Annotated in this window: 17 protein-coding genes and 2 pseudogenes; 7 read left to right on the forward strand and 12 right to left on the reverse strand. The window is 51.5% G+C overall.

What is annotated here, in order from left to right; genetic code table 11:
• Positions 1-457 precede the first annotated feature (457 nt).
• Positions 458-2,023 carry an ATP-binding protein gene (locus NG346_RS07780; protein ID WP_262279931.1) on the forward strand — a complete coding sequence of 522 codons (1,566 nt, stop codon included), beginning with the start codon at positions 458-460 and terminating at the stop codon, positions 2,021-2,023.
• Between the two features lie 548 nt (positions 2,024-2,571).
• Here NG346_RS07780 and NG346_RS07785 read toward each other — a convergent pair.
• From NG346_RS07785 to NG346_RS07800, 4 genes are all read right to left on the reverse strand, one after another.
• Positions 2,572-3,534, reverse strand: a complete 963-nt coding sequence (locus tag NG346_RS07785; protein WP_262288551.1) for an alpha-hydroxy-acid oxidizing protein — start codon at positions 3,532-3,534, stop codon at positions 2,572-2,574.
• Between the two features lie 309 nt (positions 3,535-3,843).
• Positions 3,844-5,400, reverse strand: a complete 1,557-nt coding sequence (locus tag NG346_RS07790; protein ID WP_262288552.1) for a hypothetical protein — start codon at positions 5,398-5,400, stop codon at positions 3,844-3,846.
• A 5-nt stretch (positions 5,401-5,405) separates the two neighbouring features.
• Positions 5,406-6,485 carry an HlyD family secretion protein gene (locus NG346_RS07795; protein ID WP_262288553.1) on the reverse strand — a complete coding sequence of 360 codons (1,080 nt, stop codon included), beginning with the start codon at positions 6,483-6,485 and terminating at the stop codon, positions 5,406-5,408.
• Positions 6,486-6,546: 61 nt separating this feature from the next.
• Entirely contained in the window at positions 6,547-7,857 is a 1,311-nt protein-coding gene (locus NG346_RS07800) for a TolC family protein (RefSeq protein WP_262288554.1), read from the reverse strand.
• 232 nt (positions 7,858-8,089) lie between these two features.
• Here NG346_RS07800 and NG346_RS07805 point away from each other — a divergent pair, with 232 nt between their 5' ends.
• Positions 8,090-8,914, forward strand: a complete 825-nt coding sequence (locus NG346_RS07805; RefSeq protein ID WP_262280682.1) for a helix-turn-helix domain-containing protein — start codon at positions 8,090-8,092, stop codon at positions 8,912-8,914.
• On the opposite strand, the gene NG346_RS07810 is transcribed toward NG346_RS07805, so the two are convergent.
• Positions 8,911-9,588 (reverse strand): flavodoxin family protein, encoded by a 678-nt coding sequence (locus tag NG346_RS07810; protein WP_262288555.1) that lies wholly within the window; start codon positions 9,586-9,588, stop codon positions 8,911-8,913. The two genes, NG346_RS07805 and NG346_RS07810, sit on opposite strands and share 4 nt — an antisense overlap.
• A 371-nt stretch (positions 9,589-9,959) precedes the next feature.
• On the opposite strand from NG346_RS07810, the gene NG346_RS07815 reads away from it, so the two are divergent.
• From NG346_RS07815 to NG346_RS07825, 3 genes are all read left to right on the forward strand, one after another.
• Positions 9,960-11,714 carry a 1-deoxy-D-xylulose-5-phosphate synthase gene (locus NG346_RS07815; protein WP_262280681.1) on the forward strand — a complete coding sequence of 585 codons (1,755 nt, stop codon included), beginning with the start codon at positions 9,960-9,962 and terminating at the stop codon, positions 11,712-11,714.
• A gap of 87 nt (positions 11,715-11,801) precedes the next feature.
• Positions 11,802-13,361 (forward strand): ATP-binding protein, encoded by a 1,560-nt coding sequence (locus NG346_RS07820; RefSeq protein WP_262280680.1) that lies wholly within the window; start codon positions 11,802-11,804, stop codon positions 13,359-13,361.
• A gap of 45 nt (positions 13,362-13,406) precedes the next feature.
• Positions 13,407-14,264, forward strand: a complete 858-nt coding sequence (locus NG346_RS07825) for a patatin-like phospholipase family protein (protein ID WP_262280679.1) — start codon at positions 13,407-13,409, stop codon at positions 14,262-14,264.
• A 111-nt stretch (positions 14,265-14,375) separates the two neighbouring features.
• Here NG346_RS07825 and NG346_RS07830 read toward each other — a convergent pair whose 3' ends face one another.
• From NG346_RS07830 to NG346_RS07855, 6 genes and pseudogenes are all read right to left on the reverse strand, one after another.
• Positions 14,376-15,674 (reverse strand): NCS2 family permease, encoded by a 1,299-nt coding sequence (locus NG346_RS07830; RefSeq protein WP_262280678.1) that lies wholly within the window; start codon positions 15,672-15,674, stop codon positions 14,376-14,378.
• 46 nt (positions 15,675-15,720) lie between these two features.
• On the reverse strand, positions 15,721-16,524 hold the full coding sequence (locus NG346_RS07835; protein ID WP_262288556.1) for a TrmH family RNA methyltransferase: 804 nt from the start codon (positions 16,522-16,524) through the stop codon (positions 15,721-15,723).
• Between the two features lie 24 nt (positions 16,525-16,548).
• Complete coding sequence (locus NG346_RS07840; RefSeq protein WP_262280676.1) at positions 16,549-18,240, reverse strand: putative transporter; 1,692 nt, start codon at positions 18,238-18,240, stop codon at positions 16,549-16,551.
• 226 nt (positions 18,241-18,466) lie between these two features.
• Positions 18,467-18,664 (reverse strand): annotated as a pseudogene (locus tag NG346_RS07845) (DUF2023 family protein); the annotation flags it as partial.
• A 219-nt stretch (positions 18,665-18,883) separates the two neighbouring features.
• Entirely contained in the window at positions 18,884-18,994 is a 111-nt protein-coding gene (locus NG346_RS07850; RefSeq protein WP_262280675.1) for a smalltalk protein, read from the reverse strand.
• A gap of 134 nt (positions 18,995-19,128) precedes the next feature.
• Positions 19,129-19,617 carry an HU family DNA-binding protein gene (locus NG346_RS07855; protein WP_262280674.1) on the reverse strand — a complete coding sequence of 163 codons (489 nt, stop codon included), beginning with the start codon at positions 19,615-19,617 and terminating at the stop codon, positions 19,129-19,131.
• Positions 19,618-20,494: 877 nt separating this feature from the next.
• Here NG346_RS07855 and NG346_RS07860 point away from each other — a divergent pair.
• Together NG346_RS07860 and NG346_RS14530 are read left to right on the forward strand one after the other, a co-directional pair.
• Positions 20,495-20,611, forward strand: a complete 117-nt coding sequence (locus NG346_RS07860; protein ID WP_396266761.1) for a BRO family protein — start codon at positions 20,495-20,497, stop codon at positions 20,609-20,611.
• Positions 20,581-20,748 (forward strand): annotated as a pseudogene (locus NG346_RS14530) (BRO family protein); the annotation flags it as partial. The gene NG346_RS07860 and the pseudogene NG346_RS14530, both read left to right, overlap by 31 nt.
• Before the next feature lie 110 nt (positions 20,749-20,858).
• Here the strand turns inward: NG346_RS14530 and NG346_RS07870 are convergent.
• On the reverse strand, positions 20,859-21,785 hold the full coding sequence (locus NG346_RS07870) for a DUF7017 domain-containing protein (RefSeq protein WP_262280673.1): 927 nt from the start codon (positions 21,783-21,785) through the stop codon (positions 20,859-20,861).
• Positions 21,786-21,948: the final 163 nt, after the last annotated feature.

The raw sequence follows: 21,948 nt of genomic DNA on the forward strand, positions 1-21,948 counted from the left end.
GTTGTAACGCTATAGAAAAAGATCGTTCGCTACGCAGGGAATGATTAAAATCTACGCAGCGAACAATCATTTGTAAGGCAGTAAAAACAAGCGTTGAAAATCTTGCTGAATTTCTGTATAAACGTTTGTTGCAATATCTTTGTCAAGACGTTGAGGAAAAAGGATAATTTGTTTGGGATTGTAATCCCGAAAGTGTACTTTTGCCATGTAATTCGTTTTATACCACAAAGATACTAAATTTTTGTGATATGACAAAGCCCCGGCTTGTGAAAGTCGAGGCTTTGTTTTAAAAAATAATACGAAAAAGAGGATGAACCAGAATTTTGATACACCCTCTAACTTTTTGTCGTAAATTCCCAGCCATCCCAATTTCACGTTTATTTTAAATTTGCCAGCGTCTTCTCTTCTTTTATTCGGATAAATTGCCTAAATTTGCAAGCAAAGACTTTCATGCGCTATGGTATACTATCCGATAGGAATACAGACTTTTGAGAAGATCCGCAAGGGCGGATTCCTCTACGTCGACAAAACGAAATATGTCTATGACGTCTGCCATCCGGGGCAGTTCGTCTTTCTGTCGCGTCCCCGCCGCTTTGGTAAGTCTCTGCTGACGAGCACCTTTGACGCTTATTTCTCCGGAAGGAAGGAGCTGTTCAAAGGGCTGGCGATAGAGAAGCTCGAGACGGAGTGGAAACACTATCCCGTGCTCCACTTCTCTTTGGCTTCTGCCAAGCGGGGTACCGTGGAGGACCTCGACAGTCTGATACAATACCAGTTGGGGTCCGCGGAAGAGGAATACGGCATTGAGAATCGTGACAGTCTCAACATCACGATACGCTTCCGACGACTCGTCGAGGATATCTATAGGAAGACCGGCACACAGGTTGTGGTGCTCATCGATGAATACGACGCACCGTTGCTCACCGTGCTCCACGACAGCGACAAGCTGGAGCCGATGCGCACGGAACTGCAGTCGTTCTATTCACCGCTCAAGGACCTCGACCCGTACCTCCGCTTCGTCTTCATCACCGGTATCTCCAAGTTCTCGCAGCTCAGCATCTTCTCACAAATCGACAACCTTAAGAATATCTCCATGAACCCCAAATATGCTTCGATATGCGGTATTACGGAGCGGGAGATGATGGACAACTTCCAAGAGGGCATCGATGAGCTTGGCAAGGCAAACGACATGACCAAAGACGAGGTGCTGGCAAAACTGAAACTCAAATACGACGGTTATCATTTCGCGTATCACTCTGAGGGTGTGTACAATCCTTTCAGTCTGCTCTCCGCCATGGATGACTCCGCCTTCAACAACTACTGGTTCTCCACCGGTACGCCGACGTTCTTAGTCAAGATGATGAAGCGGTTCCATACCGACCTTACAAAATTGGATGGCAGTGAGGCAGGCGCCGACGATTTCGACGCTCCTACCGAGAACATGCACTCCGTGCTGCCGTTGTTCTATCAGAGCGGTTATCTCACGATCAAAGGCTACGACCCCATATTGTCCAACTATACTCTCGGCTACCCCAACGAGGAGGTGAAGGTGGGACTGATGCACGCGCTGCTGCCGTTCTATGTCGTCAAAGATCCTGTAGAGGCACGCACTGCCGCTGGCAAGATGTACCTTGCCTTGCGGAAGGACGACATCGATGAGGCACTCGAGGCTGCCCGCGCTTTCTTTGCCAGCATTCCCTATCAGGAGGGAACATTGCAGGATGCGCCCACTTCAGAGGGTCATTTCACCGCCATGCTCTACGTGATGTTCTCCTTCCTCAATGTCTATGTCTATACCCAGGTGCGCACAGCAAAGGGCAGGATGGACATTCTGATGAAGACCGACACCACCATCTACGTCATGGAACTGAAGCTCGACGGCACTGTGGAGGAAGCGCTCAAGCAGATCGACGACAAGGGCTATGCCATCCCCTACGAGGCCGACGGACGCCACATCGTCAAGGTCGGCATCCGCTTCTCTTCCGAGGAGCGCACGATCACGGCGTGGAAGATAGTGGCATAGGATGCTCTTCCATGGGTTCTGGTAGGAACCTGACTTTTGAAATCAGTCGAAATAGCTCCAGCGGTTTGTCTTCCGTTATAAAAAGACTTCTTAGGAGATAAATATAAAGAAAATAGTATGAATCGACTGAAATCATTTCTTCGCCCCTATCGCTCATTGACGCCCGATGGTGGAATCTCTTTCACGTTAGTGATCGTCCTTTCCGTTGTGGCGGCTTTTATGGCCGCCAACATTTATTATATCAGCCTCTGCTTGATGTTATCCGGCAGGAGATGCACACCAGTGAGGTGGCAGCCAACTTTGTTACGGTGGTGGCACAGGTTGGGTATGCCTTGGCTTTGTTTTTTGTTATACCCTTAGGCGATTTCATGACCATCTACTTCATCTTCGGTGCCATGGGCACCATGCTGTCGGGATTAGCCTGGAACTGGATGGGATGGACTGGGGTGTCTGCCATAGGACTGGCTTTCGCCATGACTTCAATAGTCATCACAATGATTGGAAAAAGGCATTAGCGTTGATTACTCCATCATGGCGATGCGTTTTGATTATTGGACGCTGACACTTGGATGGATGATGGACGAGTCAAACGAATCAGTATCTTTGATGCCTGTATAGAGCATTAGCTCAGACAGTTGCTCGTTCATCTGACGGATTTTTCTCACCACGCCCTCCGTTCCTTCCTTGAGGAGTGGAGCGAGTATGCCGCGGCCCACCGCAACAGCATCGGCACCAAGGGCTAAGGCTTTATATGCATCGTAGCCCGTGTCGATACCACAATCGCAGAAAATCATCATGCCGCTGCCTTGCAAGGCATCTTTTATCCGTGGAAGCACGGCTGTGGGAGGAATACCGAAAGGTATGCGTCCATGATGGTGCGACACCAGCACCGCCTTGCATCCGGCATTCCTTGCCTTCAGCGCATCGCTGACCGACAGCACGCCCTTGGCTACGAAGGGCACGCGGGCAGCCTCGACATAAGTCTTGAGGTCGGCAAGGGTGACGGGACCGAGAGGCTGACCGTCCACAACATCGTATCCGCCATTTTTATTGGCAATATGATCGATGTCGACACCTACGGCTATAGCACCATGCTTCACGGCAAAGTCTATTTGCTCAAGAATGATGTCGTGATCGGCGAATGGCTTGATGATGCGAACAGTAGGTGCATCTACCGCTGCAATTCCGGCATATTCCTCGTCAGGCTCCATGCCAACCCAGTTGAGCAATCCTAGTTGTTTGGCGGCAAGAGCATACTCCTCCATGGGCTTGCGACCATTCTTCCCAACCTTGTTGAGATGTGAGAAGGCGGGCATCATAATGGGTGATGAGAACTCTCTACCGAAGATACGTGTAGTTAGGCACGGTTTCACAGAGTCTATGACACGCATCTCTACTAACAGACTGTCAAGGTATCTGCGGTTGATGACATTGGCATCGTCGGCCTTACCGCTTGTCACTGGAATAAGGCCTTCGGGGCCCGGCCACGGGTTGTTTTTCTTATTCTCCATTTCTTGTTTGTGTTTAATAACCGAAACAATACCTATCAAGTTGTTGAAAGGATATTAAGGTTCATGAATTTATATTTCTTTGTTAGCGAAGTTAGGGAAAATAATTCTAATAGGCGGAATAATCCGTATTATTTTAAGGTTCTTATCTAATAATAATAATGATATTATCGTTAATTAACGCTATACAATAAAACGTCAGCAGCCCTATAGTAAGCATGGTAAGAGGCAATGACTTGAGCCTCTACGTGCATTGACAGGGCTGCTGGTGAGGACAGTTCTGAAAGTCTGGTTGTATAACTATGATTATCTTTATTCTTTTCCCAATTCCTTTCTCATGGCTCTGCCGATGGCGTTCCAGTAGGGCAGTCGCTTGAGGGTGCTGCGTACCGGCTGCACATGCCAGAGCATGAGCAAGAGCATGAAGGCACAGCCTATCAGACAGGTGACGCCATAGAGCTGTTTGATGGCCATGAGCATGCTGTCGAACACGGTGAAGGGCAGACCGCTGACGAGGTTGTCGGCGACATGGCGGCGCAGTGAGAAGCCATAGAGACCGCCGCCGATGGCACTGACCAGTCCGTTTCTCACGAAACCGGCGATCGTCAGTCCCATGAAGAAATGCTGGAAAGGCATGAGCTCCTCCAAGTAGAGCGTCAGCGTGGTGAAGAAGATGGCGTAGCCGAATGTGCGGATGAAGGTGGGGAAGATGAGGCGCTCGAAATTCAGGGTCGGTGTGATGTAGAAATACATGCAGACCTGATACACTAACAGAAAGCCGAAACCGATGGTCAACAGGCGCGTGTAGGGCAGCCGGAGCATTTTCATCCACCACAGACAGAAAAGGCATCCCGTCATGCTGCCTATGATGGCCACGATGTTCTGTATGGACAACGTCATCATGCCCCAGTGCATGATGGCACCTGTGTAGACGCTCTCCAAGGATGTTGATGTGGAGTTCATCAGATCTGCCACGCCAAACATGAACAGGATCGGCCACAACGTCTTGTATTTGAAGGCTCTGTAGTCGAGATAGGCATGATGGATGTGGCGCATGCGCTGTAGGGCAAAATAGAAAGTGACGATGACAGCTCCCAAGACGTTGAGCCATAGCTCACTGTCCCACCAGTTGTAATGCTCCCCATAGTTGAACAGCCATATCAGCTCCAAGAGGAAAGCTGACCACAAGGCCAGTCCGAGCCAGTCGATGGAGATGAAAGGCAGCGGCTTCATGAAGCGGAACGGCTGTGTGCAGGTGTACATGAACAGCAGCACGAGCAGGAGCACGCCGACGATAAACCATTGGGCAGCCTGCCACGACCCACAGTAATAGGTGAGCTGCTGCGACATCCATGAACCTGCGCTCATGTCGCCCAACACAACGATATAGAGCAGAGGGAAGAAGATCTCGAAGTCGCGCTTGGGCGTCATCCACAACTGGATATTGCTGAAGACCTCGAAGGTAGCCATCAGCTTGAAGAAGCAACAGCAATAGGACAACAAGCACATCAAAGGCAGCGTGAGCACTACGTCGGTAAAGTTGACCAATGCCAGCGTGAGGAGGATACAGATGATCATTCCCGATACGGCGAACAGTTCTAACTGCCGGTTGGTGTATCGGAATTTCAGCCGGAAGAGGATGGGGAAAGGCATGGCCACGCCCACCACACCGCAGAGGAAGATGAAAGACACATCTTCCCGCATAATCCCCAAGTCGCCCACCATCTGCTGCATGGAGCCCATATAGACGGTATTCACCATCTGGAAGATGACGGCACACAGCAGGTACAGCCAGGGCTGGACCTTTTTGGGGATGAAAGGTTTTATCATGGGCATCGCGAACGGACGCCCGATCATTGGATCTGCCATCAGTATTAATAATGTACTTCTGTTTCTACATTCAGTCCACTGAGCAGTTTTCGGATGTCAGCGGCTTTGTTGTCACGAGTCAGTTCGATACGCACGGGCACGCGCTGCTCAACCTTGACGAAGTTTCCCGTGGCATTGTCTACGGGTTGTCCCGCATAGGCGGCACCACTGGCGGCACTGATGCTCTTCACTTTTCCGTTGAAGGTCACACCGGGTACGGCATCGCAGGTGAAGGTGACAGCCTCGCCGTTGCTCACATGCTTCATCTGTGACTCACGGTAGTTGGCGATGACCCACACCTCGGCGTCGTCGACGACACGCGTCAAAAGCTGTCCGGGCTGCACGAGCTGTCCGACATAGATGTCTTTCCTGCCCACATATCCGTCGCAGGGCGCCGTGATGACTGTATAAGAGAGGTTGAGGCGTGCCAGGTTCAGCTGAGCATCGGCGACACTCTCTCCGGCGCGGCTCTGTCCGAGTCGGTAACGCTGCTCCCCTGCGACCCCTGCCGTTGCCGTACGGCTTGCCGAAGCCTGCGTGAGCCGGGCACGGGCAGCCATCCACCGGCTGTGCGCCTGCTCATAGCGGGTCTTGGCATTGTCGTATTGCTGTTGCGTGACGGCACCACGGCTGAGGAGGGCCGCAAAGCGGTTGAAGTCTTTCTTGGCATTGTCCATGTCTTCCTTTGCCTCACTGATACCTGCCGAGGCAACCTCCATGCCGGCAGCGGCCACGTTGACATTGTTGCCGGTGGTTCTGATGCCCGCGCTCACCGCACCGCTGCCCTGACGGGAACCTTTCAGTCCGGCCTCAGCCTGTGCCAATGCCAAACGGAACTCAGCGTCCTCGATGATGACCAGGGTGTCGCCTTTCTTCACATGCTGAAACTCCTGGAAGCGTATCTCTTTGATGAATCCCTGCACGCGTGTGTTCACCGGAGAGATGTTGCGATAGGTCATTGCGTTGTCGGTGTAGACGACATCACCCAAGTGGATGAAACGTGCACACACATAGAGGGCACCGAAGATGAGCAGTGCGATGACCAATAGATTATACGACCGTAAAATTTGCTTTCTCTTATTCATGTCTGATTTTTCTCTTGATGTGATTCTTTTTCCGTTCCTCAGGAACGAAGGTGTACCGGATTTACAGTTCGCCGGCGACGTATTTCATTTTATAATAATTGTATGCGATATTGATTTTGGCATCCACCTCTCGCAGCTGTGCATCGAGCAGAGTGTTGCTGGCATCTATCATATCAGTGATAAGTGCCAGCTGGTTGAGGTATCTGTCATTCACTACCTGGTAGTTCTCCTGAGCCAGTTCCACATTCTTCCTTTCCGTGTTGTGCTCCACGAAGCTCTGGAGATATTCGGTGTAGGCGGCCTGTACCTGATTGTTGAGTTGTTCGCGCGTCACTTCCTTCTGCAACACAGCCTGTTGCGTGGCGAGTCGGGCCTGATGCAGCTTCTTGTCGCTCTTGAAGAGTGAAGAGAGCGAATAGGTCACGCCGACACCGATATACCAGGTGTTGAGGTTCTTGTTGATAGGAGGCAGCTCGAAGGTGACGGGGCCGTCGAATCCTTCATGAGCCACCACGGCTATCTTCGGCAGCATCTCGCTGCGTGTCAACTTCTCCTGTTTGCGTGCCATGTCGATACCCAGGTCGCTGAGCTGCAGAAGTGGCGAGGATGATGCTGCCTGCTGCTGCCAGCGGTCTTCCCCCGCTTTCTCGTAAGCACTGTTGGCAACGTTGTCTGTGGGTACGATGGAGTCGTTGACACTGATGTTCAGCGTGTTGCACAACTGATGATTGGCTATGGCGCGATAATTGGCTATCTTTGTCAGTTGCAACTGCAAGGTCTGCAACTGCAACTGATAGCGGGTGACATCGTTCTTCAATGCCACTCCTTGCCGCTGTCGGTCCTCGATGTTGGCGATGAGACGTTGGGTGAGAGCAATATTGCTTTTCACTACCTGCTCGCGATTGGCGAGTTTCTGCAATTCTAAATACTGTCCTATGGCAGCGAAGCGGAGGTTCTGGCGCTGCACGGCTTTCTGGGTCTCCGCCTGCTTGACACCTAACGCAGCGAGCTCGATCCCGGTGTCGATGGCTCCGCCGGCATAGATGACCTGCTGTGCATCGAGGGCGAAGTTGTTGCCGAAGTGAGGTGACGAGAGTCCGTGGACGTTGGTAAAGTCACGGTCGGTAAGGAGCGCATTACCGATATAGCTCGCCGAGAGTGAAGTATTGATGTCCGGCAACCGTTGGGCACGGGCACTCTCCCAACCTTTCTTGGCTGTGGAGACAGCAGCATCGTTAGCTTTCATGGAGCGGTTTTCAGTATCAAGAATACCAAACATGTCATGGATGCTCAGTCGGTGGGCTTTTTGCGCCGGGGCGCAGAGTGCTGAGGCAAGTGCTATGGTGAGCAATGCCTGTTTTGTTTTTATCATTTTTCGTCTATTCATTTGTATTCATCCTGAATTCTTCTACTCAAAGTAGTGCGCAACAGATAAACGCGTTGGAATCAAGTGATTTTCCAAGGTGGAGGAAGGTCCTCTTCTGGTTTGCGAGTGCAAAGGTAGGGACATTTTGCGAACTATAGTTCACGAAAAAAGCGACGAAAGCATTCATTTCAGGAACAAAGGTGCAAAAAAGCGCATCTTTGTTCGTAACTTTGCAAGCATGAATAACAAGAAATGCCAGTTGAAAGAGGTGACCGCCTCTTCTTTTTCCAATGAGCCACAGATCTTAGGCTATGGGGAGTTATTATTATGTGACAGAGGCTGGGCGAGGGTGCGGATTGAATTCTCGCAGTGGACCATTCATGCGGGGGAGACCATAACATTCTTTCCTACGGATATTGTGCAGATAGAAGATGTGTCGGAAGAATTTCATGGCATAGCGCTGGTCTATAGCGACGATATGCTGCGGATGGCGAGTCTGCATATAGAAGAGAGCGTCTATTTCTCTTTGAGAAACGACAGACTTTGCCGGGAGAGGCAGATTGTAGCAGACGTCATCAGCCCCATGCTCACCATCCTGCAGCATTTCTTCTCCACTGACGGCTGTCGCGTGACTGATGAGATCGTCGCCCTGCAGCTGAAGAGCTTCTTTTTGGGTTTCTCCGATTTCCTCCGGCAGCATCCTGAACTGCGCCACCCCGATGTTGACTCGCAGCGAACCGATGAGCTCTTTGCCAGGTTTATGAACATCCTCGAGCATGACTTCATGGAATCGAAAGATGTTCAATACTATGCCGACCGGCTCTGCATCACCCGCAAGTATCTTGCCGTCATCGTAAAGCGGAAGACGGGCAAGACACCGAAGATGATGATCAACGAATATGTCATCACCCGACTGAAGCTACGTCTGCGAAATACCAATGACAGTATCCGCCAGATAGCCACCACTTTCCATTTTCCTGATGACAGCCTGATGATACGCTACTTCAAAGCACATACAGGGATGACGCCCGTTCAATATCGAAGGAACATGCAGATCCGTTAGGCTTTTGTGCAACAGGCTTCACCTGCTGCCTCTCTCACCAATCGTTTGCCTAACTCATAGGCTGCTTCCATGTCTTTAGGAAACTGTGTAGCGCGCACTTCTGCCTTGTGGCGCTCGTCAATCATAGCGGCATCGTAGCGGCTGTAGTTATTAAACTGGTAGGTATCGTAGCTCCGCAGAATCTCTGTAGGACCGAAGACACCCAACTCGTTGGCGTTGGTATCCATCAGATACTGGTAGTTCATCTTTTGGTAGATCGCATCATTCGGACAGTTCATCGTGTAGATGGTGGCCGTATGGATCTTTTTCAGTACTGTGGGCTTGCTGTAGTCGGAATAGTTCACCGTAGGGAAGATGATCCGTTCCATGAATGCGCGAAGCAAAGCAGTGGGGTAACCGCAATAGTTGGGTGATCCGCACACCAGCACATCAGCTTCGACTGCTTTCTGAAGGATGGGCAGCAGGTCGTCTTTGAAAGAGCATACGCCCTTCTTCCCACCTTTCACCTTACAGGCGAAGCAACTCATGCATCCTTTGATATTGAGTTTGCGGTCATAGAGGTTGACCCACTCCACTTCTGCTCCGGCTTCTTCGGCTCCTTCCATAGCCCGCTGCAACAGTTTGGCTGTGTTGCCGTTCTTGCGGGAACTTCCGTTGATAAACAATGCTTTCATAATGTTCTTGTAATAAAATTATGTAGTTATATGTAGTATGGCATGAATTTACTATATTGCTCTCCCTTACAAATTTACAAGTTTTTTTCGTCTCCAGCGGAATTCCCCTTCCTTTTGGTTCTTGTTTAACTTCTATTTACTCTTCGGTGGCAGACTGTAACTATTCTGCAGGCAAGTAGGAGGCACGGCGTCTCGACGCACTCCTACTTGCCTGCTGAATAGTTATAGCGGATCAGAAATAGCCTGATATGCAAAATAGGTTGTAATAACCTTGATCAAGGTAATTGCAGTCTAAAAAGAATCTGCTAACTTTGCAACCGGAAAAAGTAATAAGCAAAACAACAATAGAAAAACATTTAGAGTATTTGGTTATGTATATAGAAAAGGTCAACAGTCCTCAGGACATCAAGGGATTAAATATCAATGAACTGAATGTGCTCGCCGATGAGATTCGTACCGGCGTGCTCAACCGGGTCAGCAATCATGGTGGTCATGTAGGCCCCAATCTTGGTTTCACCGAGGCTACGGTGGCTATGCATTATGTCTTTGACGCCCCACGGGACAAGTTTGTCTTTGACGTTTCCCATCAGGTCTATCCTCATAAGATGCTTACCGGCCGTAAGGATGGCTTTCTCAAGGTGGATGACATGAATGCCATTTCCGGCTATTCCTCTCCACGGGAGAATTCGGAGTATGATCTCTTTGAGGTAGGACATACGTCGACTTCTGTGGCGTTGGCTTCCGGACTTCAGGCTGCGCGTGATCTCCTGGGTGAAAAATACAACATTGTAGTGGTTCTTGGCGACGGTTCGCTCTCAGGAGGCGAAGCCTTCGAAGGACTCAATGTGGCGGCAGAGGCAGGAACCAACTTCATTGTGCTCTTCAATGACAACGGGATGTCCATCGCCGAGAACCATGGCGGTATGTACAAGAGTTTGGCAGCACTGCGTGAGAGCAACGGCGAGAACAGCAACAATATCTTCCGCGCGTTAGGTTTCGATTACATGTATGTGGAAGCGGGCAACGATATTGAGAAGCTCGTTGAGGCTTTCCGCAAGGTCAAGGACATCAACCATCCCATCGTCGTTCATCTGCATACCGAGAAGGGTCACGGCTATCAACCCGCTGTGGAAGACAAAGAGGCCTGGCACTGGAGTGTGCCCTTCGACTTGAAGACCGGAAAGCCGAAAAACGTCGGCGGTGGTGAAAACTTCAGCGACCTGCTCGGGCAGTACTTCGTGAAGAAAGCTGAGCTCGACGACAAACTTCTCGTTGTTCAGAGTGCCGTACCAGCCATGAGTGGCCTGTCGAAGGAGCGTCGCGAGGCACTGGGCAAGCACTATGTCGACGTGGGCATTGCGGAGGAGGAAGCTGTGGCGCTCATCTCGGGTGCTGCCAAGGCGGGGGCGCATCCTGTCTGGGGCACACCGGCAACCTTCATGCAGCGTACCTACGACCAGCTGTGTCAGGATTTGGCTGTGAATGGCAATCCGGCGGTTATTAACGTTTTAGGGGCAAGCATTTACGGTATGAACGACTTCACACACATCTGCTTCTTCGACATACCCATGTTCTCGCATATCCCCAATTTAGTGTATTTAGCACCGACCACGTGGGAAGAGTTTATTGCCATGGAGGACTGGGCGATAGCGCAGGACAAGTACAGTGTGGCGCTTCGCGTACCGTGTGCTGTGGTTCATAGCAATGAGGAGTATCCGACAGACTACAGTCAACTGAACAAGTTCCAAGTGACCTATCGGGGCAGTAAGGTTGCGGTGATTGCCGTTGGCGGATTCTATCAAAAGGGCGAGGCTGTGCTCAAGCTGTTGGCCGACGAAGGCATCAACGCCACCCTCATCAACCCACGCTACCTGACGGGTGTCGACGAGCAGCTGCTCGATGAGCTCAAGCGTGACCATCAGCTGATTGTAACTCTCGAGGATGGCAGTTTGGACGGTGGCTTTGGTGAGCGCATCGCCCGTTACTATGGTCCCACGGACATGAAGGTGCTCAACTTTGGTGTGAAGAAAGCGCTCTACGACCGTTACGATGTCAATGATCTGCTTCGTGACAATCACCTCACAGAGACACAGATCGTGGCTGATATCAAAACTGTATTGGCATAAACACCATGGCATGATAAATTATAAGGATTTATGTTCTTATAATTTAAGAATTTTGCTTAAATTTGCAAGCAAAGACTTTCATGCGCTATGGTATACTATCCGATAGGAATACAGACTTTTGAGAAGATCCGCAAGGGCGGATTCCTCTATGTCGACAAAACGAAATATGTCTATGACGTCTGCCACCCGGGGCAGTTCGTCTTTCTGTCGCGTCCGCGCCGCTTCGGCAAGTCGCTGCTGACGAGCACCTTTGACGCTTATTTCTCCGGAAGGAAGGAGCTGTTCAAAGGACTGGCTATAGAAAAGCTTGAGACGGAGTGGAAGCACTATCCAGTGCTCCACTTCGACCTCAGCGACATCAAGAAAGGTACTGCCGAGGAATGTGAGCTCAACCTCCACTCGCAGCTGGAGGATTTTGAGAGGACGTATGGTTGCGAGAAAGCCTCCGACGACCTCACGATACGGTTCCGCGAACTGGTGAAGAACATCTCCCGGAAGACGGAATCGCAGGTCGTCGTTCTCATCGATGAGTACGATGCGCCGTTGCTCACCGTGCTCCACGACAGCGAACGGCTCGAGCCTATGCGCACCTTGCTGCAGTCGTTCTATTCACCCCTGAAGAAGCTGGATCAATACCTCCGCTTCGTCTTTATTACCGGTATCTCAAAGTTCTCGCAGCTCAGCATCTTCTCACAAATCAACAACCTCAAAAACATCTCCATGAACCCCAAATATGCTTCGATATGCGGTATTACGGAGCGGGAGATGATGGACAACTTCCAAGAAGGCATCGACGAGCTTGGCAAGGCAAACAACCTGACCAAAGACGAGGTGCTGGCAAAACTGAAACTCAAATACGACGGTTACCATTTCGCGTATCACTCTGAAGGCGTATACAATCCTTTCAGTCTGCTCTCCGCCATGGATGACTCGGCCTTCAACAACTACTGGTTCTCCACCGGTACGCCGACGTTCTTAGTAAAGATGCTGAAGCGGTTCCATACCGACCTTACAAAATTGGATGGCAGTGAGGCAGGCGCCGACGACTTCGATGCTCCTACCGAGAACATGCACTCCGTGCTGCCGCTGTTCTACCAGAGCGGCTACCTCACGATCAAAGCCTACGACCCTATACTGTCCAACTATACCCTCGGCTACCCCAACGAGGAGGTGAAGGTGGGACTGATGCATGCGCTACTGCCGTTCTATGTCGTCAAAGATCCTGTTGAGGCACGCACCGCCGCGGGTAAGATGTACCTTGCCCTGAGGAAGGACGACATCGATGAGGCACTCGAGGCTGCCCGCGCTTTCTTTGCCAGCATTCCCTATCAGGAGGGTACGTTGCAGGACGCGCCCACGTCAGAGGGCCATTTCACGGCTATGCTCTACGTGATGTTCTCTTTCCTCAATGTCTATGTCTATACCCAGGTGCGCACGGCAAAGGGCAGGATGGACATCCTGATGAAGACCGACACCACGATCTACGTCATGGAGCTGAAACTCGACGGCACCGTGGAGGAAGCTCTGCGGCAGATCGACGACAAGGGCTATGCCATCCCCTACGAGGCCGATGGCCGTCGCATCGTCAAGGTCGGCATCCGCTTCTCTTCCGAGGAGCGCACGATCACGGAGTGGAAGATAGCGTGAATGAGTATCTCTTGTGGCAAATTCAATATTTCATAAGACCGAAAAATGACAGAGAAGAAAGGACTGGTTCTTGAAGGAGGGGCTTTACGCGGATTATTCACGGCGGGCGTGATGGATGTCATGATGGAGAATGGCCTTGAGTTTGATGGGCTCATTGGCGTATCGGCAGGTGCCGCTTTCGGCTGCAACTACAAAAGCCGGCAGCCGGGACGTGTCATTCGTTACAACAAACGCTACGCCCACGACTGGCGATATTGCAGTGTGAAGTCGCTGCTCAAGACGGGTGACCTCTTCGGAGCCGAATTTGCCTATCACATGTTGCCCGATGAGCTGGACAAGTTCGATGTAGCGACTTTCGACCGTCATCCCATGGAGTTTTATGCGGTCTGCACCGATGTCCTGACGGGTGAGCCCGTCTACAAACGTCTGATGCATCATGGCTATGCGATGAATGAGTGGATACGGGCTTCTGCCTCTATGCCATTGGCTTCGAAGGTCGTAGCGGTAGAAGGTCATCAGCTCCTTGACGGCGGCATCGCCGACTCTATCCCGCTGAGATTCTTTGAGCAACAAGGATATAACAAGAATGTAGTGGTCTTGACGCAGCCCAAGGGATATGTCAAGAAGCCCAATCCGCTGATGCCGCTTATCCGACTTCAGCTTCACCGTTATCCAAAGTTTCTCAAGGCGACAGCAGAAAGGCACATCATGTACAATGAAGAGACGAAATATGTCGCCCGGCAGGAAAAGGAAGGAAAGGCGTTTGTCATTCGGCCGCACTCGATATTGCCCATCAAGCATATCACGCATGACCCGGAGCTGATGCAAGAAGTGTATGAAGCTGGGCGTAGCGTCATGCTTTCAAGGTTAACAGAGTTGAAGTCTTTCCTGAGCGAATCATGAAGTCTCCATTGCCCGTGCTTTGTCTTGGAACGCTTGGGATCTGAGCTTTCCCGAAATTTAAGCAGAAGCCTTTCAGACACATTTTGATTATCATTTGCTATTTCCTTATCCTTATCCGAATATGAAGTTGAGGATAAAGATGACGCTGAGCACGAGCAGGGTGGCGTTGAGATCCTGCCATTTTCTGACACACAGCTTCATGGCCACATAGCTGAGGATACCCAGGCAGATGCCGTCGGCGATGCTATAGCAGAGCACCATAGTGATCATCGTGATGAAAGCCGGGAACGACTCGTCGATCGTCGAGAGGTCCATCCGCTTCACATTGTCGAGCATCAGCACGCCAACCATCACCAGCGCACCGCTCGTGGCAGCACCGGGGATAAGCATAAACACCGGAGAGAGGAAGAGCGAGATGAGGAACAGCATACCCACGGTGAAACTCGTCAAGCCACTGCGGCCTCCTTCGGCGATTCCAGAGGCACTCTCGACGTAGGTTGTGATCGTGCTCGTGCCCAGCAGCGAGCCGATGGTCGTGCCCAGCGCGTCGCTCATCATCGCCTCGTTGACATGAGGAATAGTGCCGTCGGACTTCACGATGTTGGTCTTGTAGGCCAGTCCCACGAGTGTTCCCACGGTGTCGAAGATATTGACCAGCAGCAGCGACACCACCACCATCACCGTACGGAACGACAGCAGACCATCAAACTGAAACTTGCAGAAGACGGGCGAGAGGCTTTGAGGCATGGACACCGGCAGCCAGTGCTGCGGCACCTCGGTTACTCCCATGGGGATGCCCACCAAAGTGGTGATGATGATACCGAAGAAGAGCGAGCCCTTGACATTGCGCGCCATGAGCACGCCACTCACCAAGATGGCTACGATGCCAAGGATAGCCGTTGGTGTGAACTTCCCAAGAGATACGAAAGTGTTGGGATTATTGACAACGATCCCAGCGTTTTTCAGTCCGATGAAAGCGATGAACATGCCGATACCCACCGAGATGGCGTAGCGCAGATTGGTGGGGATGGCGTACAGGATATATTCCCGTACATGGATGAACGTGATCAGCAGAAAAGCCACACCCTCGATGAGCGAGATGGCCAGTGCCTGCTGCCACGTATAGCCCAGTGCCTGGCACAGCGTAAAAGCGAAGAAGGCGTTCAGTCCCATGCTCGGTGCTTGGGCAAAGGGCAGCTTGGCAAGAAAGGCCAGGAGCAGCGTGGCTAACGCTGAGGCCAGTGCCGTGCTGGTGAACAGTGCCGCGCGGTCCATGCCGGTATTGCTCAGCACAGTAGGATTCACGGCAAGGACATAGCACATCGTCAGAAACGTGGTGGCACCGGCGATGAGCTCAGTGCGCACACTCATGGTTTTGGAGTCAAAACCTAACCAATGATACAATTGCATATAAATCAAATATAACTCTCAACTTTCAACTTTCAACTCTCAACTCTCAACTTTTAATTCTCAACTGATAGCACGCCACGGCCATGGCGGCTGCGACATTGAGCGAGTCGATGCCGCGCGCCATGGGTATGCGCACCACATCGTCAGCGCCGTCGATGACATCATTCGGCAGTCCGTCGCCCTCGGTGCCCATGATCAGTGCCAGTCGGGTATGGGCGGCCAGGCGGGGATCATCGAGCAGAATGGAGTCGTGGCGCAGAGCCAGGGCCACGGTGTGGAAGCCCCGCTGGCGAAGATCCTTGAGGGGGTCGTCGACCCACGTCCAGGGGATCAGAAAGGTGGTGCCCATCGACACGCGTATGCTTCGGCGGTTGAAGGCGTCGCAGCTGTCGTGGGTGAGCAATATGCCATCCATGCCGAGTGCCGCCGCGGAGCGAAACATCGCCCCGATATTCGTCGTGTCGCACACGCCGTCGATGACCACCAGTCGGCGCGACTGTGCGCAGAGGTCGTCGAGCGTGGGCAGCGTGGGGCGTCGCATGGCGCAGAGCACGCCACGCGTGAGCGTGTAGCCCGTCATGTCGGCCAGCAGCTCGCGTGGACCCGTGTAGATGGGGATGTCGCCCAAGCGTGCCACGATGTCGGCAGCGTCGCCGCTCAGGTGTCGTTCCTCGCACAGCAGGGCCACGGGCTGGAGCCCTGCACCCAGCGCGGTGCGGATGACTTTAGGGCTCTCCACGACCACGAGGGCTTCGGCGGGATGCAGACGGTTGCGAAGCTGCGCCTCGGTGAGTTTCCAAAACACCTCAGTGCCCGAGGTGTCCTTATGGGTGATGTGTATGACCGGCATAAGTCTGCTATATTGTCAGGAGGTTCAGGCAAAGATGAAAACGAGTATCTGTAAAGTGATGATACGTAAGAACATCGCAAAGGGATAGACCGTGGAGTATCCCACTGCTGCTGAGTCGGTGTCGCTGCGCTCACCCACGAAGCTCAGGGCGGGCGGATTGGTGTTGCATCCGGCCAGCACGCCCATCAAGGTGAAGAAGTTGATGTGGAAGCAATAGCGGCCGATTATTCCACCGAGCAGCACAGGGATCATGGTGATGAGGAAGCCGTAGAAGATCCAAATCAATCCCGAATAGCTCTCTATCGTAGCCACGAAGGTGCGGCCCGTAGCCAGTCCCACGCATGCCAGGAAGATACAGAATCCCACTTCGCGCAGCATGAGGTTGGCCGAGATGGTGTTGTAGGTCACCAAGTTGTATTTTGGTCCGAAATAGCCCATGAGGATGGCGATGATGAAGGGTCCGCCCGTGAGTCCCAGTCTCAGATTCTCGGAGATGCCGGGGATGAAGAAGGGCACGTTGGCCAGCAGGCAGCCGAGGAAGATGCCGAGGAAGATAGGAATCAGGTTGGGTGCGTTGAGTCGCTTGAGCGAGTTGCCCATGACCTTCTCGGCATGGCTCACGGCAAGTTCAGAACCCACAACGGTGACGCGGTCGCCCATCTGTAGTTTCAAGTGCGGCGTGGCCACGAGATCCACGCCCGAGCGGTTGACCCGGGTGATGTTGGCCCCGAGGCTGGAGCGGAGCTGCAGCTGGGCGATGGTCTTGCCGTTGAGTTCCGACTTGGTGATAAGGATCCGTCGCGAGATGAGCGAGTCGCTGAACTGCTTCCAGTCAAACGCCACCTTCTCGCCCATGAGCGCGCAGATAGGCTCCTCGTCCTGCGGGTGGGCGACTACAAGGATCACGTCGCCGTCGTTGAGAATGGTGTCGCCCTTGACAAGCTCGTGGTGGTTGTTGTCCTCGGGGCGGTAGATGCGGGAGATCATGAAGTCGCGCTTGAGGAAATGGTGCACCTCGCGCACAGGCTTTCCATCGATCATTTTATTGTTGATCTTCACCGAGAAGGTGTTCAGCGTGATCTTTTCGAGGTATCCGGTACCGCGCCGGGCATCCTTCTCCTCGGCCTTCATGTCGATGCGGAGCACATAGCGCAGGATGACCATGGCGGCGATGACGCCGAGCACACCGATGGGGTAAGCGACCGAGTAGCCCGTGGCTATCGACGGATTGTCCACCACATGGTGCAGGTCGCTGAACGCCTGCTGGGCCGCACCCAAGGCGGGGGTGTTGGTCACGGCGCCGGAGGCCACGCCGGCAAGCGTGGCGAAGGGCGTGCCGGTGATGAAGTAGATGGCCAGCAGCGTCACCACGCCGATGCCGACGATGATGGCCACCAGTCCGTTGAGCACGCGGCCGCCGCCACGAAACGAGGCGAAGAAGCCCGGACCTACCTCCAGGCCGATGGAGTAGACAAAGAGCACCAGGCCAAACTCCATCAGAAAATGCAGCAGGTGCTCATCGAGCATCATGTTGAAGTGGCCCATTACCAGTCCCGCAAACAATATCCATGACACGCCGAGCGAGATGCCGTGAACCTTTACCTTGCTCAGTGCCAGGCCTATGGTGAGCACCAGCGAGAGGATAAACAGGGAGTGAGCCACTCCACCACCCCAAAACTCGGGGAATCCCCAAAACAGTTTGTTGATTACTTCCATGCTTTATATTTATATTGATAATGATTTCCGTCCCGAAAATAGCATTTTTGTCGCCCCGCGGCGGCTTTCCATGTGCAAAGTTACAGATTCTTAATTAGTTAAGGAAACATAAATGGGAAAAATTTTCAAGAACCCACAAAAAAAAAGACCAGCTTCCCAGCCAGTCCTTTTATACACATACAAAAACATTATGCTTTATAATTATAGCGAACAAGATTTATGTCTGTCACGCGCCGGCAGCCCCACAATGGCCCCGGCGGCATTTACGCTCGCAATAGCGCTCACACTGCGCACAGAGGTCGTAGCCCAGCATGGCACCGAGGATGAAGTCCTCTTCGGGCGTGAGACGGCTGAGTGGCTTGTCGACGATCATCCTCACGGCATCGAGGCACTCGCGGCGTCCGAAATAGAGATTCAGACAGCCATTTGGCAGGTTCCTGTTGACGAGCCATAAATCACTACGGTTGGTTTCATATCATTGAGATTTTACGTTGATGTTTTGCTTTCGTTTTACAGTTGCAAAATTACGAAGATTGCCGCAACGCCGCAATACCTAAAAAACATGATTTAAACATACCTATAACAAAGGATCCGCCTCCCGGCACTACCGGAAGACGGACGAGAAAAATCAGTATCGCGGCGGTCACCATCCCATGCAGCTGGTCAGACCGAAGGTCGTGGCGATGGCGCTGAGGATGGAGATAATCATGTTGATGATCAGCTTCCAGGTTTCTTTCTTGTTTTCGGTACTCATAATAAATTGTTTTTAAAGGGCTCCCCGCCATTCTATGGGTGGAATGGCAAAATTATTTAGCGTTAGAATAGCGGAGAGCCAAAAATTAATAGTTTGATTTTCTTCCCGGTCTGCGGCAGTTATCCGCTTATCCTCTACGCGTCGTCACCACCCTTTCCGCCTGTAGAAGGCACGTTTCCGCTTGTTCCTGAACTCTTGTTATCACCTTCCTCGGCTTTTTCCCCACGATTGTACTGACCAGCCTCTTGCACCCTTGCGGCAGCAGTCAGTTCGGCACGTGTGAAGTCGCCGCATGGGCGCGCGCGAAGATGCGCAGAGAGGACGTTGGTCGCAACATTGAAATCATTCAAATTCTCTGCGCCCTTTGTCTTAAGTCCAGCGGAGAAGATGGCGAGGTTGGGGATCTTCACGGCGTTGCCGTCGAGGACGAGCTCGCGGATGCAGTTCACCATGTCGGTCAGCACGCCGTAGATGGCACCCTTGGAGTATGGGGTGTTGTGGTTGGCCATGTGCTCGGCGAGGTGCTCGAGGTCGATGGTTTGGTTGACGGTGGCACGGGCGAACCACTTTCCGTAGGCCTTGTTGCCCTTGGACTTGTTTTGATAGACTTTGTAGTGTAGCATAAGCAATAAGATTTAAAAGTTTCTGATGCAAAGTTACTACACAATCGCCCCGTTTCCAAATCCGGGGCTTCTATTGTGGTTAAAATCTGTTAACAACAAACGATAAACCTCATTTTTCTGAATTTATGGTTTGCGAGGGACGTAATTATTATTCGTTCACTGTATATATATCGTTTGGCAAGAGGAGACTCCTAACTCCTAATTCCCACATGCGTAACAGCGTAACAGCGTAACAGCGTAACAGCGTAACAAAAGGCCGTTTTTGACATGCGGCACGGAAAATGGCAGAAAATGAGACTATAGAGTAAAAATATATTATATTATTATATACTATAATATTATTTAATATATTAATAATTAGTATATTATATCAATTATATATTTCTTATTATTATTTTATAATCATAATGTTTCCGACATGCGATAGCTATAAATGTTACGGTGTTACGGTGTTACGGTGTTACGGATGAGGGAGGGAAGAAAAAGGGTAGGGGAGTTGGAGAGTTCGGAAAAGGTTGTATATTTGCAAGTCGAAAGTAAGAATGCTGATGAAAGCATTATGCGAGCAAAGTCGGGGGAAGCGTAACAGCGTAACAGCGTAACAGCGTAACAAAAGGCCGTTTCTGACATGCGGCACGGAAAATGGCAGAAAATGAGACTATAGAGTAAAAATATATTATATTATTATATATTATAATATTAATTATATTATTAATAATCAATATTTTATATTAATAACATGTTTGGTATATTGTATTTACTTTTTTCCTTTCAGCCGACATCGGATAGCTATAAACGTTACGGTGTTACGCTGTTACGGTGTTACGGTGAGCGGCGGATGGAAGGAGGGAAAAGAAAAAGTGGGTAACCGTGGTTCGTGGGAAAAGACGTGGCAGTGGCATTAGGGTATAAGGATACTGTGAATGCTCTGAAAGCACATGTCGATGAGGAAGATAAAGCTGGGTGGCAAATCACCACCCCAAGAAAATCCTAACGTCGCAAAACGCGACTTTAGAAAAATTAAACATTCCGAACAGAGGGCTTACCATCATCAACGAGTCTGGTCTCTACTCTCTCGTTCTCTGCTCCAAGCTCCCGCAGGCGAAGGTCTTCAAGCACTGGGCCACCGCTGAGGTGCTGCCCTCCATCTGTTGCCACCGAGCCTATGCTACGGCACCGACGTTGGGAGGGAGGGCGTCACCCAGCACTCTTACCGTATGCTGTCCCGTGTGTGGGGGGCTTCACTCGTTGTCTATGAGCTTGTTGACGACGGCCTTTGCGCGGAGATACATCAGTCGCTCGTCCTCGTCTTTGACCGGCTTGGTAGTTTTCAATTTATCCATCAGTCGTTTGGCAAATGCCGTGATATGCTGCTGATGGCGTTGGCGGATGCCGAAGTAGCATTGCAGCTCGTAGGCAGCTCTTGCGGGCAACGTGTCCTGCATAAGCGCGGCGAGCTCGAGATGGTACTTGGCGCGGTATTCCTCTTTCCGCTGCATCGTGACAGCCATGCTGTAGAGGGCAATCTTCTCGCTCGGATTGTAGATGAGTTTTGCGAGCTCAGCATAGAGATAGCTGTCGTGATGGCGGCGGAGTAGCTTCTTGTAAGTGTCCACAGCCTCTTTTTTCTTGCCAAAGAGCGTGTGCATTTGTGCCAGATGGCGAAGGTTTTCCTTGTAATATGGAGATTTCTTCAGTGCTGTGCGGAAAAGGTCGGCGATGGTGTCGACATACTTTGTGTCGCGCTGAGGCAGGTTTTTCAGCAGATGGTTCACAACCTGCTGGCCGAGTGAGGGCACGGAATGGCCTTGGGCAATATAGGGCTGCCAGTCTGCTTCGGTCATCCGGTTGAAGAAGGGCATGAAGTAGACGAGGTTGAAGTTGTCGATATTCTTGTCGAGTGTCAGTGCCGCGTTGACAATGGCTCGGTTGCCCATGAGCAGTCGGTCTTGGATATGGGGATAGAGCTGTGTGAGCTGATAAAGCAGCTTGCGGGCCTCGTCGATCCGCTTCTCCCGGACGCGCATCTTAAACAAGTCGTTGGTGCACCAAAACATACAGAGGTTGGTGTGTGGGCCTTGGTGGATGGCATAGATTTGCAGGATGGCGCGGTAAGCCTCTTCGGTGCGCCCCTCCCTTCTGAGTTCAAAAATGTCTCTGACTTCCATAGGTTTTTACAGTGTGGTTGTTAAGGTTTAAATTGTTAGATTCTGTTGCGTTATTTCATGTGTATTTTATATTCGTCTTTTGCCCAGATGATGTTGCCGTAGAGATCGTAGTAGTGGTCTTGTGCCATCCATTGCTGGTGTTTGGGCGTCGCGTTGGGGTTGA

It is taken from the genome of Hallella absiana (genome assembly GCF_025457485.1).
Taxonomy (GTDB): Bacteria; Bacteroidota; Bacteroidia; order Bacteroidales; family Bacteroidaceae; genus Prevotella; species Prevotella absiana.